General features: G+C 39.6%; 12 protein-coding genes and 1 pseudogene. 10 read left to right on the top strand and 3 right to left on the bottom strand.

Translation table 11 applies throughout. The annotated features are described in order from the left end of the window. Positions 1 to 10: 10 nt before the first annotated feature. Positions 11 to 757 (bottom strand): SDR family NAD(P)-dependent oxidoreductase, encoded by a 747-nt coding sequence (locus tag AC5JL8_RS17790; RefSeq protein ID WP_495881017.1) that lies wholly within the window; start codon positions 755 to 757, stop codon positions 11 to 13. 964 nt (positions 758 to 1721) lie between these two features. Between AC5JL8_RS17790 and AC5JL8_RS17795 the strand changes: the two genes are divergently transcribed. The 3 genes and pseudogenes from AC5JL8_RS17795 to AC5JL8_RS17805 form a co-directional block, all read left to right on the top strand. Next, a complete protein-coding gene (locus AC5JL8_RS17795; RefSeq protein ID WP_495881018.1) occupies positions 1722 to 2009 on the top strand; it encodes a Mo-dependent nitrogenase C-terminal domain-containing protein in 288 nt (95 codons plus the stop codon). Positions 2010 to 3443: 1434 nt separating this feature from the next. Beyond that, the gene (locus AC5JL8_RS17800; RefSeq protein ID WP_495881019.1) at positions 3444 to 3983 is read left to right on the top strand and encodes a GNAT family N-acetyltransferase; all 540 of its coding nucleotides are present in this window, start codon (positions 3444 to 3446) and stop codon (positions 3981 to 3983) included. Between the two features lie 176 nt (positions 3984 to 4159). After that, positions 4160 to 4544, top strand: a pseudogene (locus AC5JL8_RS17805) (hypothetical protein); the annotation flags it as partial. 94 nt (positions 4545 to 4638) lie between these two features. Here the strand turns inward: AC5JL8_RS17805 and AC5JL8_RS17810 are convergent. Continuing rightward, complete coding sequence (locus AC5JL8_RS17810) at positions 4639 to 5214, bottom strand: hypothetical protein (protein WP_495881020.1); 576 nt, start codon at positions 5212 to 5214, stop codon at positions 4639 to 4641. 125 nt (positions 5215 to 5339) lie between these two features. Here AC5JL8_RS17810 and AC5JL8_RS17815 point away from each other — a divergent pair, with 125 nt between their 5' ends. From AC5JL8_RS17815 to AC5JL8_RS17840, 6 genes are all read left to right on the top strand, one after another. Continuing rightward, entirely contained in the window at positions 5340 to 5516 is a 177-nt protein-coding gene (locus AC5JL8_RS17815; protein ID WP_495881021.1) for a hypothetical protein, read from the top strand. Between the two features lie 270 nt (positions 5517 to 5786). Then, positions 5787 to 6647 (top strand): AraC family ligand binding domain-containing protein, encoded by an 861-nt coding sequence (locus AC5JL8_RS17820; RefSeq protein WP_495881022.1) that lies wholly within the window; start codon positions 5787 to 5789, stop codon positions 6645 to 6647. Positions 6648 to 6699: 52 nt separating this feature from the next. After that, positions 6700 to 7779: a S41 family peptidase gene (locus AC5JL8_RS17825; protein ID WP_495881023.1), complete on the top strand. Its 1080-nt coding sequence runs from the start codon at positions 6700 to 6702 to the stop codon at positions 7777 to 7779. After that, positions 7754 to 8305 carry a GNAT family N-acetyltransferase gene (locus AC5JL8_RS17830; RefSeq protein WP_495881024.1) on the top strand — a complete coding sequence of 184 codons (552 nt, stop codon included), beginning with the start codon at positions 7754 to 7756 and terminating at the stop codon, positions 8303 to 8305. Before AC5JL8_RS17825 ends, AC5JL8_RS17830 begins: the two co-directional genes overlap by 26 nt. Positions 8306 to 8338: 33 nt before the next feature. Continuing rightward, on the top strand, positions 8339 to 9250 hold the full coding sequence (locus AC5JL8_RS17835; RefSeq protein ID WP_495881025.1) for a phosphotransferase family protein: 912 nt from the start codon (positions 8339 to 8341) through the stop codon (positions 9248 to 9250). Between the two features lie 24 nt (positions 9251 to 9274). Next, positions 9275 to 9976 carry a histidine phosphatase family protein gene (locus AC5JL8_RS17840; protein WP_495881026.1) on the top strand — a complete coding sequence of 234 codons (702 nt, stop codon included), beginning with the start codon at positions 9275 to 9277 and terminating at the stop codon, positions 9974 to 9976. Positions 9977 to 10305: 329 nt separating this feature from the next. On the opposite strand, the gene AC5JL8_RS17845 is transcribed toward AC5JL8_RS17840, so the two are convergent. Further along, positions 10306 to 10863, bottom strand: coding sequence for a hypothetical protein (locus tag AC5JL8_RS17845; protein WP_495881027.1), 558 nt, complete (start codon positions 10861 to 10863; stop codon positions 10306 to 10308). 251 nt (positions 10864 to 11114) lie between these two features. On the opposite strand from AC5JL8_RS17845, the gene AC5JL8_RS17850 reads away from it, so the two are divergent. Beyond that, positions 11115 to 14774: a WD40 domain-containing protein gene (locus tag AC5JL8_RS17850; protein WP_495881028.1), complete on the top strand. Its 3660-nt coding sequence runs from the start codon at positions 11115 to 11117 to the stop codon at positions 14772 to 14774. Positions 14775 to 14927: the final 153 nt, after the last annotated feature.

Consider the following 14927-nt stretch of genomic DNA (forward strand, 5'->3'; position numbering starts at 1 on the left):
CTGTTCTAATTTAGGCAGCTTCAACCTCGTCATCTGGCTGTGCTTGAAACCTTTGTCCGTGCACTGCTTGCGACTCATCGGAAGCTAAGTACAGAAAAATTTCAGTGATCTGTTGCGGATTTGCCCATTGCTTCGGGTCTTCATCTGGTTCTGCGGCTCGGTGCATGGCGGTGTTCATGTTACCAGGATCAACCCAGTTGAGGCGTACCGGACTATCTTCAAGCTCGGCTGCCCAAGTTTGCGAAAGTCCTTCTAAGCCAAACTTTGAAATGCCATACGCTCCCCATCCGGCATAGCCCACTACACCTGCGTCACTGGTGACGTTGATAATGGAGCCGCCTTCTTCAATCATGGCAGGCAAAACTTTTTGGATCAGTAAAAACGGCGCAATCAAGTTAGTATTAAGGACTTGATGAAACGTGTCAATTGGGTAATCGAGCAAAAAAGGCATCGGCGATAGACCAATTGTCGAGGCATTATTGACGAGGATATCAAGCCGTCCTTTAAATTCGCTCAATGTTGTAGCTACGATTCGCTCAATGTCAGGAGATTGAGCCACATCTGCTTCGATTGCCAACACTTTTGTTGTAGGGGCTATCGTTTGAATATAATCCCGTGTTGCTACAAGCGCTTGGGCATGACGGGCGACGATTGCAATCCCAGCGGCTCCAGCACGCGCAAAATCAATTGTTAACTGTCGTCCTAGTCCTTGAGAAGCGCCAGTAATTAAAGCGTATTTGCCGTTTAATCTATTCATAAATTAAGTTCTAGAGGTTAAGCACCCGATAAAGTTCAACTCTGAAGTGTTTCCTCAGCACCACTTGTCTTAATCATAGTCGAAATGACTATGAGTTGTGGCAACTTAATTTACAAAGTATGGCACAACTCTCTTATCATCACTGTACGAGTTCGAGAGCTTTTGACTTATCGCCAGTTTTTGACCAGGACATAAACAAGTGCCAACAAGTGCAGCGTAGAAGAGAAAGTGTTGAGTGTTGTGGAGCCTGAATCTGTAGCCCAGGCAAGCTCCATTCGCTTCTTGGCAATTTGGCATCCAATGTCTTGCGATTACAGTTTTAATGGAAATAACAAAACAACGGGGCAAGCAAAAAGCTATACGTCGGGGACGGTCAAACGATGAGCTTGTGTTGTTCCGGTGTGGGCCAGTTGCGAGAGTGCTGTAGTCAAGGCGCTACATAATGGAGACAGCACGCAAGGTCGGGTGAAGGCAACTGGCTAGAAATAAGACGAATTAATCTTTTCTAACTAAACGCCTATGCCTATAAATCCCAGTTCTCTTTATTAAAAGGCGATTGCCATTTTCAAATTAGCTTCAACTCCAATTCCTGCCGTGCGCTTCGGTCAATGGAGCATTTCAAAAAGCTGTGTTTACTACTAGAAAGCGACCTATAGCAGGGATAAATTCATCCCCAACCATAATAAATCATTGAAAGAGAAAAACTAAAAAAGCTATCTTGACTGCTCAAGCGTACTCAACAAAAATGTCAAAGACTGTAATTGCATTCCGCATATATACTAGCTGTTACTCTGAAAAATTCTCAGTCAAAACTAGTTGACTTGTTTTACAGACTCGGTAAATTTACTGAATTTTAAATTGATTTTTAAAAATCAAAAAAATAGTTTCGTAATTCTACGATGTTTTTCTCTATCTTTAGTTATACTCTTAAAGGAGTAGAGATTGATTTTCGGAAATTTGATTTATGTACTTATCAAATAAAGTTCAATCCAATCACAGCTTATTAAACCAGATCCAAGAGCAACTTGAGCTAGTAGAAATCCGTAATGATAAACTTGCCAGACTCTTGTGTAGAGTTATTCCTTCTCATTGCCCATTTGAGAGAACTGTATCAATTTTAGGGCGGACGCTTTTTCACATCCCACCCTTGTGCAAGTTAAACCCTCTGTACGAACAAGTGGTGAGTCTGAGGTTTAAGTGTTTGATGTATTTAGCGGATGAATGTGGTGAAGATGTAACAAAATACTGCTAAATATAAGTTTCATCAATAAAAATCAAGTTGACAGAATCTTTTTCACAAGAAATCAGAGGTTTATTGTTGTTATGAAGCAGCCGGAAAACCTAAGCTTTTTGGGAAAACAATTAAGTTTAAATGTACCCAAATCAGACAAATAAATTTCTCGGCAAAAGTTAAATTTTAAATGTATTAATTTACATTTTTTGGCGAAATTTTAATAATGTTGCCTAAGCTGACAGCAGCATATACTTAGGCAAGAACTGTAGAATTACATAGGCCGCAGGTAGTTCCCTTGAAAATTTCAGTGTATTTTCTTATATCAATTCAGTTGTACGCTCAGTAGGATATAGCGAAATGCAGTTAGTTGTTTTCTGTAGCTACTTATATAATTGTAGCGATTTGAAGCAGAATACAACTTATAGAGAACTTTTATAACTAAGTATTGGGTCAATATAACCCCATCAAAAGCCCAGTCATTATGACTGGGTTTTTTGGTAACAACGACGGCAGTAGGCGTGCCAAAAAACAAGTTTCAGGGCAAAATAAACTCAATAAACAACAGTGATTTGACCTCAACAAAAGCACTTATTGAGTATTTATACTGGCGCAGATTCCAAAGGGCTATACAGGGCATCCGTCCTAATATGTGAGGCGAAAAAAAGATGATTTAATTTGCCGATTTGTTGCAAAATTCCTCAACCATCTGAGCCTTAACCTCTTCTAAAGGAAAACTTTCTAGTTACGTTGAAAACATCCGCGTGATGCCCTGGAGCGTGGATGAAAATAGAGCGAGCGTTGTCGTAAATTTGCTATTGCAGTGACTGCATTTTGATAGATGAGAATAACCGTTGCAATTTCTATTAATCTCTATCAGGGATTCAAACCTTGATTGACCGCGAGTTGCGATAGCTTCGGCACACTTCTGTTTCAGAGACGCTCTGCGAACGTGAACGCGGCGTAATCACGAATGTAGAAAGGGCATCGCACACTAAAAAAATGCAATCGCCAGCCAATTGAATCAGTGATAACCCTAATCATGGCATATAATACAGCAAATACGCGCACACTTCCAGAAACCTGCTTTGACAGGCTTTGCCAAGTCGAACACTCCCAATTGCTAACCCTGTACCGACAACAAGTTTTATTCTCTGCTCAAAGTATACTTTTGTTCAGAACTTCTCACTTGTGGTTAGTTCAATAACTCAAAAAAGGGAGATCCAAGAAATAAAATGCCCAACCGTATTAACAATATTGTTGCCAGAGCCGAGATATCTTGGTGCAAACGAGCGAAGGTCGTGCATCGACGGTCCTTGCATTTTATTATTGGCAAGTGCCAAAGATGGTGGACATAGCGCCCACCGTCTCAATCAAGCTGTTTAGCGTTTCACAATTAGTATTAATCAATACCGCCAAAATATCGTGATATCACATTAACATCAGGCAAAACTCATGAATAATATTGCTAATGTTCAAATTGACAGCCAGCGTTTAATATTAGTACCAATTTCACCTAGATATAGAGAAAGTATATTTCAAGAATTTACAAAAGAAATAACTGATTATACCCATGTCGTTCCTGATCCAGATATTGCCAAAACTGATGTTTTTATCAAGCAATCAATCCAAGAACTAAAAGATGGCACTAATTTAGAATTAGTGATTTTGCTAAAAGAAACTAAAGAATTTATTGGTTGTATTGGTTTACATGATCTCAATACAAATACGCCAGAACTTGGAATTTGGACAAAGAAATCTGCTCATGGTAATCATTATGGCAGAGAAGCAATATCTGCTCTCAAAGAATGGGCAGAGAACAACTTAGATTATGAATACTTGCGCTATCCAGTAGACAAGCGCAATATCCCTAGTCAAAAAATTCCTGAATCTTTGGGAGGGATCATTGCAGGAGAGTATGACAAAACCAATTTGGGCGGAAAGATATTGCATATAGTCGAATATAGACTATATAAACCAATAGTTGAAATCTAAGTTGAGAATTACCTTAAATTATTACTGTTGCCGGCTATCCAGCAGGAATACTGAGGTATCAAGTAAAGAGATTGAGACTGCACATGGTTGAATTAGCTGATTAATGCATATAATCAGGTAAAGCACCACAGAAATAGTCAAAATTCCAATTTAGATATTTATGGTGGTATTGTGGTTGTCGAGTTGAGGAGTATCATAAAATTTTCAAGTCGGGATGTCAGGTAGAAAAATATAGGCTTGCTGCTCTCGGCATGAAAGCCTTAATTGGATTCTTGAGTGTGATTGCTGTTGAACTTTTGCAGTTAACTTATCTACACCGCACTCAACCCTTAGCCCCGGCAATTGAAATTCTTAATCCCCTTGAACTCAAGATTTTAAAAGCATTCGTCTCCCAAACTCCCCAAAGTGCTAACAGTTAGCTGGGCTATTGAAGCCGTTGCTCGTCTTGGTGGCTACTTAGAACATCGAAGTAAAACACCTATTGGTATCCAGGTACTGTGGCGAGGTTGGTTAAAATTACACGACCTCTGTGAAAGTTGGCAGCTTGCAAAAGAGACTTAACGGGAAAAGTTAGTTTCTGAGATAGACTCTATTAATATTAAGATAAACAATTATTGATGATTCTCCCATAGCTATACTGCGTTATCACATCTTATTACTTATTGGTTGGCAGTCGCTTCTCACAAACTTCTTCACTATCAGCAATCCATTTTTGCTTATTGCTTCCAGGGCTGTAATAGACAGCAGTAAACCGACGCGGGTGTTGTTGAGTAATTACTTGTCGCAAAGGATTCACTTGCTTACCAGTAGTGACTGTTCCGCTCCATTCCCAGACTTTATTTTGCCATCCATTAGAACGCAAATTCACGCGATCGCCATTATCTACAAAAATAGTACGAGTAAAAGTTTGGGAGGCTGTATCGTATCCCAAAAATTCTTGAACAGTCAGGGGTGAAGGGTTGACTGGGGATGGTTGCTGCTGGGCGTATCCTACAAACCAGAAACCCTTTAAGACTCGTTGAACAGTCCAATGCAACTCAAGTTCTGGCGGGGCAGATGATGGTGTAGAGGTATCCAGTAAACGACCTCGACAAATCCAGTTCCCTTGAAAATATTCCAACTGATTTATAGGTGCTGATGATTGAGGCGAGGCTTGAGCCATCATCGAAGGCACTACTACTAAATTGATTGCTGAGATGACAATAATAATCGATGGCACTAAGGTTTGCATGATTACTTCTTTCTAAAGTCGAGATACCGTTAGTTATTAACATAAATGGCTCGTGTTCCCACATCGTCCGGTTGGGTGTTTTAGGATTATAAATTCAAGAGTGAGAAATTGCACGATCACTTGTTATGACCGAGATTATTTACCAAGTTGCTGTAAGGATTGATGGCTATATTGCTGCTGCCGATGGCAGTGTAGACTGGCTCTCTGCATTTCAAACAGAGGATAATGACTATGGCTATGCTCAGTTTTATGCCTCGATAGATGCCCTACTGATGGGGAGCCGTAAGCTAATCGGCACTTAAGTTGCATAAGCTATTGCGCCTGCAAACTGCACTATTGAAATTATGAACAAATGACTTATATCATGTTCGGCTAATCAGTTGTGATTCCATACATCTGTGCAGAAACGACAAAACCCTCTCCTGTGCCCCTCTGCTCCCCTGCCCTCCTGCGGCCTTAATGATAAGTCTTTAACCGGACACGATATTATCCCCCTTGTCCCCCTCGGCCTTAATGATCAGTCTTTCAACAAACACGATACGACGACGCTGATAATAATAGGGTTGGAAATCATGAAGAAAACAACCGAACTGGCTCAGTTTTGGCGGGTAGAGAGTTTGCAGAATCTAGAATTTATGCGTGCGACCTATGTGAATCATACTTTTCCACGCCACTCTCATGAAACTTTTGGCATTGGTATTGTTGAGCAGGGTAGTGTCAAAACTGTGCAAAGAGGAACTACTTATACCATTCCCGCAGGCAGCATTGTGTTATTTAATCCAGATGAAGTCCATGCTTGTGGTGCAGCCGATGAGGTGGGGTGGACTTACCGAATGCTTTACCCGGAGAATAGTCTGTTGCAACAAGTGATGGCAGAAATTATGAACCGAGAGCAAACTCCTTTTTTTCCCTTTGCTGCGGTTCAAGATTATGACTTAGCTCGACGACTCTGGCAGTTACATACCGCCTCCACAGAGACTGGTTCTAACCTAATGCAAGCAAGTTGCTTACTTTCCACGCTGACGCAGTTGCTAACTCGGTACACGCGAGAATGCCCAGAATTACCGATTGTCGGTTTAGAAACGCGAGCCGTGACACAGGCAAAAGATTATCTAGAGGCACACTATCACGAAAATGTTTCACTAGAACAACTAGCAGCGATCGCAAATTTACAACCCCTTCGCCTGCTCAGGGCATTTCGCAAACAGTTGGGTTTACCACCACATAAATACTTGACTCAGATCCGTATTACACGCGCTAAACACGATCTAGCCCAAGGCATACCGATTAGCACTGTTGCGATCGCTACTGGTTTTGCCGATCAAAGCCATCTCACCAGACACTTCAAACGCTTAGTAGGGACGACTCCCAGGCAGTATGCGCTCGGTTGCAAAAACGTTCAAGACAATGCTTGCCGAAACGAATTACTCTAAGAAACTGGTGTTCTTTTAGCAAACTTGCAGTAATCTTGAACGCGTTCCATTTATGTCTGTCTTCATACCTTTAGAAGAACTTTGTTCTCAAAGTTTGCCGGATTCTGATCAACCAGACTTGAGCATTGATCCCAATGTAGGAGTACAGATCATTGAAACCCTGATTTCACTTTTGGATAAATATATTTTTCCCCAAGTAGCTAAAAAAATCGCATCCCACCTCTTAACTCAATTGCAGAATGGAAATTATGCTGATATAACCAGCGCGATGAAATTAGCAGAAGTTTTGACTCAACAGATACAAACGATTAGTGATGATAAACATCTGCAAGTGTTTTATAGCTATAAACCATTACCTTCACTCAATGAGCTAGGAAAACCAACAGCACCAAAGGAACAGGAAAGAGAACACCGCTATGCCAGATGGCAAAACTTTGGGTTTTATAAAGTTGAACGATTAGCAGGCAACATTGGCTATCTTGATTTGCGGGGATTTGTCCCACCAGAACTAGCTGGAGACACTGCGATCGCCACTATGAATTTTTTGAGTAACACGGAGGCTTTGATTATTGACTTACGGCACAATGGCGGCGGTTCACCTCGTTCAGTGGCTTTGATTTCAACCTATTTATTCGATGATCAACCTGTACATTTAAATAATTTACACTGGCGAGAACAAGATGCTAACGGAGCTTATTATGAGCGGGTTCAACAATACTGGACACTGCCCTATGTTCCTGGAAAACGGTATCTCGATAAAGAAGTTTATGTATTGACCAGTTCCTTCACTTTTTCAGCCGCAGAAGAATTTGCTAATAACTTGAAGCAACTCAAACGCGCCACAATCGTTGGTGAAACAACAGGTGGAGGGGCAAATCCCGGACAATTTCAACCTTTAGATGAGCATTTTGGTGTATTTATTCCTACAGGACGTGCTGTCAATCCAGTAACGCAAACAAATTGGGAAGGCACTGGTGTGGAACCCGATGTCAAAGTTCCGGCAGAGCAAGCCCAGAAAACGGCTCACTTGGAAGCACTGAAGGGACTGCTAACTAAAACAACTGAACCCGAATTTATTGATGAGTTAAAGCAGGCGATCGCCACCTATGATCATACGACTGCTAAAAAATAGCTTTTCATTATCAAATTTGCAAGCGACCGATGCGATCGCTTATGTTGAGCATTTGAATGATCCAATGATTCACAAGACAACAGAAAATATTCCCTACCCTTATACCAAAGAACACGCACTGCATTGGATTCAACGCCATACAGATATCACTAATCAATACGGCAAGCCGCATGTATTAGCAATTCGCAATCCCCAAGCGCAACTGATTGGCTCTATCGGGATTGGGGAAATGGACGGCAGGCATCCTCATGTTGCCGAGCTTGGTTACTGGCTGGCTTCTTCCTATTGGGGACAGGGAATCATGACTCGAGCCGTTAAAGTTTTCATTGACTATGCTTTTACAGAACTCGGTTTACTCCGACTTTGGACACGAGTATTTGAGTTTAATTTGCGATCGCGTCGAGTTTTAGAGAAGAATGGCTTCCTGCTAGAAGGCATTCAACGTCAGCATCTATACCGTGATGGTAAGTTAATTGATGATTATTTGTATGGATTACTAAAAGCAGATTTAAACCGAGCAGCATAATCTCAAGCGCATCAATTGTCATCTGCAACGTCAATGATTACTCCAGCAATAGTAATTAACTTTCTTCAGTCTGGTTTCAACCCAGGTATATCAGATGTTGCTCTGATTGGTGCGGGAATGTTCTCGCAAGCATTTTCATTTAACTTTGATGGGCAACAGTTTGTCATTAGGTTAAATTCTCATCCAGAAGATTTTCTCAAAGATGCCTTTGCCTATAGGCAGTTTGCTTCATCTAAGTTACCTATTCCCAAAATGATTGAATTCGGTTGCTTTGACGAGATTCACTATTTTGCAATTACAGAATGCTGTCAAGGCATGACATTGAACGATTTAGAAGCAGGAGCTATCGAACAGACGCTACCAAGTTTATTTAACACACTGCACACTATTCACACTTTAGATAGTTCAAATTACTCAGGTTGGGGGCTAACAGATGCCTCTGGCAATGGACGTTTTGCCTCTTGGCAAGACTATTTGCTGTCTTTTTATAATCAGAAGTTTCCATTTACTTGGAAACAACTCTTTCGTGAAACATTTATGGAGCAAGAGTTGTATGAAAAAGCCCTTGTCGCTATCCAAAATAATTTACAGTTTTGCTCAACCCAGAAGTATTGGGTACATGGTGACTTTGGCTTTGATAATGTGATGTCAGATGGACAAAGGATTACAGGTGTTCTTGATTGGGCAGAATCCTTGCTAGGAGATTATGTTTACGATATTGCTTACCTAGAGTTTTGGTCTGAGAATATTTGCTACAAACAGCGATGGCTCCAATGGTTGAGGAACAGACAAATAAACTTTTCTCTTGACCATTTTGAAGAACGATTACGCTGTTATATGTTGCATATCGGATTGAAGGGATTAGCCATAGCAGCTATCCGAAATAATATGCAAGATTACACTCAGGTGAAAGCAAAAATACAAAAGATTCTTAACGCAGATTAATAACACCGTAGTATAAAGGGATAAATGCTACAACGAGTTTTACATCTAGTTCGTCACGGGCAGATTGATCTCACCACTCGCCCACCCACACCCAAGGGATGGCTGTTGACCCCACTCGGAAGAGAACAAGCGCAGCTAACAGGTTTACGTTTGAGCGCCCTTCCCATTAGTACCCTTCATTGCAGCACCTACCCACGCGCTCTAGAAACTGCACAAATCATTGCCGCACAACTCGGCAATATACCGATCAATTCTTCTGCTTTACTCTGTGAATGTGTTCCAGGTCTGCCACAACACTTCCGCGAATGGTTTGCTGCTAACCGAATTGAGCCATTAGATAAGGATAAGTATGATATTCCTGCAAACATCCGCCCCTATTTGAATATGTGGACGCATTATGTAGATTTTGAAGCAGTAGCGGCGGGAGAAATACAGTCACAGCAAGCTTTTGAGAAGTACTTTCAACCTCCAAAAGCAGGGATAACACATGAAGTGATTGTGAGTCATGGCAATTTGCTAGGTTCTTTTCTTTGCCGTTTACTTAACTTACCCATCGAGTTGTGGTTGTCCTTAGATATGTATAACTGTGCGATTAGTGAAGTGCGGATTGATGCTGATGGAACAATGCGCCTACTTTCCTTCAACGATGCTGGGCATCTTTCCTATACGATGAGAACTGATAATAACCATTTTCACTATTATGAGCCTACAAATTCTTATTGTTGAAGGCGATCGCCTCATGCAAATGAGGTGAGAGCAATTTACTGACAGCAGATAAAATACAAACGAAGTCAGTGTCGCTCAGTCGTAGCCAGAGGGTTTCCATGCAACCAAACCCGTATATAATCCATCTGTCAGCAGTTAAAATTTGCTGATGGGCATCAACTCACCTGTGAATAGAAATCCTAAAATTCAAAATCCAAAATGGTATAAGTTACCCAAACAGAGAAACCTATGTCAGGAATGACAACCAAACCTGACACAGGAATAATCAGGAGCATGAACTCTAAAATCAGATTGCCTCAGATGATGCTGACTCTACATCGCCCGATCAGTTATTTCTCTTGCGGGGTAGGTGCAATTGGAGGTTCTGTCACCATTGAACGTGCGATTTTTAGCAAATCGTTTTGAGAAACTACAGCCTCTATTGCACCGATTACATATCGAACACCATCTTGTTCCCAGGTGATTAACCGATTGGTACTGCGTCCCTGTCCCCTGGTGAATGTATAGCCTTGAATGCCATTACCAATATCAATAGGAGTCAAGTTATCGCTTTGAAGTTGCCAACCTTGAAAATCTTGAGGAAAGATACCTAACCCGCCGATTGTGCAATGATTTGGAGCTTTTGATTTACCACAATCGGGAGTCGTCCCAAACATAATCCTTAACCCCTGTTTGTTGGAATCTAGATAAGGGTACAACTGGGTTGAACCATCGGGAAGGCTTGCTGGCAAACGAACGAGTAAATCTTTGGGTAACTTGTGGTGAATATCGTTTAACAACGGTCTGATAACGGGAGCAGGTTCTGCGATCGCAGGCGCGCTCCATAGCAATAGCCCAACCCCAATCCCCATTGTTTCTATCAAACATTTCAACCATTGATTTCGCATCGATTATTCTCCTTTTACACACTAAAAATGCATATTAAATTGTAGATACGGCAGTTTTAAACAACATTTTCATATTTACAGTTGCTAGTTAATCTCATGCTTTTAAGCATAACTAGCTTAATTTTTTTCATCTACTAATGAGCATTAGTAAATTCATTAATAAATTTAACCTTTGTTAAAATTACTGACAAAGTTATGTGCTTTAATAAAAGGTGTTGAATCTAGCATTATTAGATTTTTTGGTTTAATCTATGGCATCGCACATATTGCCTGAACCAGAGGAGTTTAAAGAGGCAGCAGATTTCTGGAATTTGGATAAGTTATATGTTGATTTGGCCTCTGCCAAGAAAAAGGGGTTAACTCCTACCGAAAAAAGATTGTTAAGAGCTTTATTATGTGGTTACAGCCCTGCTGAAATAGCAGATAAAGTCTACAAAACACAAAATGCTAATGCAGTTAGAGTAACTTTATCTAATAGTTTATATAGATATGTTGAAGATTTATTTACTAGCTTAGGTCAAGAAAATTTTAAAATTAAAAGTTGGAATCGTATTCCTTACTACTTAGAAAAATTCGGTTATAAAAAATCTTTTTATCTTCATCAAACTGTAAGAAATAAATATCACGATTGGGGAGAAGCAAATGATGTTAGTGTATTTTATGGACGTAATGCGGATATAGCGCAGCTAAAGCATTGGATTGTTGGTGAAAGATGTCGTTTGCTTGCACTATTAGGTATTGGTGGTATTGGCAAATCTACCCTAGCAGTTAAATTAGCTCAACAAATCCAAGATGAATTTGAATATATCATCTGGTTAAGCCTCCGCAATGCTCCAATGATAGAAGACGTTTTAACGCATTTAATTAAATTTATTTCTCAGCATCAAGTAAATCATTTACCAACAAATCCCGCAAAACTGATATCAAGTTTATTAGAACTTCTTAGTTCTCGGCGCTGCTTAATTATCTTAGATAATGTTGAAACAATTTTGAGTAGTGCTATTGGTACAGGTGATTATCTTTCAGGTTATGAGGGATATGGTGAATTATTCCAGCGTGTTGGAGAAGTACCTCATCAAAGTTGCTTGATATTAACTAGTCGAGAGAAACCTAAACAAGTCGCTTCCCTGGAAGGGAAAACTTTTCCTGTGCGCTCATTTCAATTATCAGGTTTAAAAGTTACTGAGGCACAACAAATATTCAAAGCTAAAGGAGAGTTTGATGCTACAGAGGAAGAATGGCAAAAAATAACTCATCTTTATTCTGGTAATCCCTTAGCATTAAAGATTATTTCCACCACTATTCAAGATTTATTTGCTAGTAATATTTCTGATTTCCTTGCCCAAGGCACAGCAGTATTTGGAGATATTTCTAATTTATTAAAACAGCAGTTTAATCGCTTGTCTCAATTAGAAAAAGAGGTAATGTATTGGTTGGCGATTAATCGAGAAGCTGTGACGATTACAGAAATACAAGCAGATATAGTTTCACCTGTAACACTGCCAAAGTTATTAGAAGCACTAGATTCTCTATCACGGCGTTATTTAATTGAGGTAAGTAAATATGCTAAAAATTCTGCGTCTAAAATTACTCAACAGCCAGTAGTAATGGAGTATGTTAATACTTGTATAATTGAACAAATTTATAATGAAATAGCTAATAATAAAATCAATTTTTTGAATAGCCATGCTCTGATGAAAGCTACAAGCGATGATTATATTAGAAGTATACAGCAACGTTTGATTATTCAGGAAATAGTCACACGCTTGCACCAAAAATTCGTTACTAGGAATAAAATCGAAAATCACTTCAAAAATTTACTAGCTCAACAGCAACAGCAATCTCCATTAGAACCAGGATATTTAATAGGAAATATTATTAATATTTTATGTTATTTAAAAGTTGATTTGAGTGGATATGATTTTTCATATTTAACTGTTTGGCAGGCGTATTTGGCAGGAATTAATTTACAAAATGTAAATTTTTCTCGTGCTGATTTAGCAAAATCTAGTTTTATCCAAACTAATAGTTACATGAGTGCGATCGCCTTTAGTCCAGATGGTAAAATTTTGGCTATTGGTGATGGTAATGGCAAAATTTGTCTCTGGCAGATTGCAGATAATCAACAACTGATGCTAATTAAAGCACATCAAGGTTGGATGCGCTGTCTAGCTTTTAGTCCAGATGGCAAACTAGTAGTTAGTGGAGGTTCTGACTGTTTATTATCTTGTTTTGATACAATTAACGGTCGGCGTGTACAAACTTTTTCAGGACATACACAACCATTAATCACTGTGACTTTTATTAATGAAGGTCAGCAAATAGTTAGTATTGCTTCAGATAAAACATACAAAATCTGGAACATCGCTGATGGTCGTTGCGTTAGGAGTATATCTGCAAACAATGAAAAAATCACCGCCATTGCTTTAAGCCCTGATGGTAAAACATTAGCCACAGCTAGTTTAGACCAAACAATCAAGTTGTTGGATACGACTAGTGGTAATCTTACTACATTTAGAACCGATCATAGTTGTCAGATTACCGCCTTAGCTTTTAATCTGGATGGACGTATATTAGCTATCGGTGGTGCTAATGCGGATGCTACTATTCATCTATGGGATATTTCTCATAAAAATTGCTTAATCAAAAGCAGTGGTCACACCCTATCAATTAAGTCTATTGCATTTAGTCCTGATGGGAAAACTTTCGCCAGCAGCAGTCGTGACCAAACAGTTAGATTATGGAATATATTTAATGGTGAATGCTGTCAAATTTTGCAAGGTCACTCCGATGAAGTTTTAGCAATTACCTTTAGTCCTGATGGTCAAAACTTGGTTAGTTTAAGTACTGATGAAACAATTAAACTTTGGGATATAAGTAAAGGTCAAGTTTTACGAACTTGGTATGGATATTCTCAACCAATTAATTCAGTTAGTTTTAGTTTTGATGGAAAGTTAATTGCCAGTGGTCATCATGACCAGAAAATTAGATTGTGGAATGTGAGTACAGGAGAAGTTGTAAGTACATTAGTAGGTCATCAGAATTCAATTGCATCTGTAGCATTGAGTCCCGACGGTAAGATGTTAGCGAGTGGTAGCGAAGATGAAACAGCTAAGTTGTGGGATATTGCTACAGCAGAGATATTACAAACTTGGTATTTACCGGGTCGAGAAATCTGGTCAATTAACTTCAGTCCAGATGGCAAAACTTTAGCGGTTGGTTGTGATGGTATTACTTTAGCTAACAATATTGACCATGATGAAGTAAGATTATGGGATTTAGCTTCTCCTGAGTGTGAAAGAATTTTTGCGGGACACAATAGTGCTGTTTATTCAGTAGAGTTTAGTCATGATGGCAAGATTTTAGCTACTGGTAGTACCGACTTAACTCTAAAGTTATGGAATATAGCAACTGGTGAAATTCTCCACTCACTAACAGGACATCAAAGTGCAGTATTATCAGTGAAGTTTAGCCCTGATAATAAAACTATAGCCAGTGCCAGCATTGATGGCACAATTAGGTTTTGGAATGTGGAGACAGGAGAATGTAGGGAAGTTATTATTAAACACTATCGGGGAATTTGCGCGATCGCATTCAGCCCTGATGGTAAAACTATAGCTAGTGCAGGCTGTGATTCTACAATAAAACTTTGGTCAATCAGTACAGGAGATTGTCTGCAAACCTTACAAGGTCATAGCAAAGATGTTTATAGTGTCGCTTTTAGCCCGGATGGTCAATTACTTGCTAGTAGTAGTGGTGATGGCACTATTAAAATCTGGGATATTTTCACAAGTACGTGTATTAGAACTATAAGATGCGATCGCCCCTACGAAGGGATGAAAATCACTGATGTTACAGGTGTAACCCCAGCAGTAATAGCCACCTTAAAAAGTTTAGGCGCAGTCAGTTAATGGCAGTGGAAAACTAGAAATATAGCGCGATCTGACTTATATCGTGTCCGGTTAAAGACTTATGATTAAGGCCGCAGGGGACAGAAGAATTTTAAATTTTGGATTTTGGATTGATGGCAAATCTAAAATCTAAAATCCCAAATCTAAAATTGA

The organism is Mojavia sp. (assembly GCF_059505145.1).

Bases quoted from the DNA above. Each gene is read 5' to 3' on its own strand.
- AC5JL8_RS17790 (WP_495881017.1), bottom strand. From the start codon at position 757: ATGAATAGATTAAACGGCAAATACGCTTTAATTACTGGCGCTTCTCAA.
- AC5JL8_RS17795 (WP_495881018.1), top strand. From the start codon at position 1,722: ATGTACTTATCAAATAAAGTTCAATCCAATCACAGCTTATTAAACCAG.
- AC5JL8_RS17800 (WP_495881019.1), top strand. From the start codon at position 3,444: ATGAATAATATTGCTAATGTTCAAATTGACAGCCAGCGTTTAATATTA.
- AC5JL8_RS17810 (WP_495881020.1), bottom strand. From the start codon at position 5,214: ATGCAAACCTTAGTGCCATCGATTATTATTGTCATCTCAGCAATCAAT.
- AC5JL8_RS17815 (WP_495881021.1), top strand. From the start codon at position 5,340: ATGACCGAGATTATTTACCAAGTTGCTGTAAGGATTGATGGCTATATT.
- AC5JL8_RS17820 (WP_495881022.1), top strand. From the start codon at position 5,787: ATGAAGAAAACAACCGAACTGGCTCAGTTTTGGCGGGTAGAGAGTTTG.
- AC5JL8_RS17825 (WP_495881023.1), top strand. From the start codon at position 6,700: ATGTCTGTCTTCATACCTTTAGAAGAACTTTGTTCTCAAAGTTTGCCG.
- AC5JL8_RS17830 (WP_495881024.1), top strand. From the start codon at position 7,754: ATGATCATACGACTGCTAAAAAATAGCTTTTCATTATCAAATTTGCAA.
- AC5JL8_RS17835 (WP_495881025.1), top strand. From the start codon at position 8,339: ATGATTACTCCAGCAATAGTAATTAACTTTCTTCAGTCTGGTTTCAAC.
- AC5JL8_RS17840 (WP_495881026.1), top strand. From the start codon at position 9,275: ATGCTACAACGAGTTTTACATCTAGTTCGTCACGGGCAGATTGATCTC.
- AC5JL8_RS17845 (WP_495881027.1), bottom strand. From the start codon at position 10,863: ATGCGAAATCAATGGTTGAAATGTTTGATAGAAACAATGGGGATTGGG.
- AC5JL8_RS17850 (WP_495881028.1), top strand. From the start codon at position 11,115: ATGGCATCGCACATATTGCCTGAACCAGAGGAGTTTAAAGAGGCAGCA.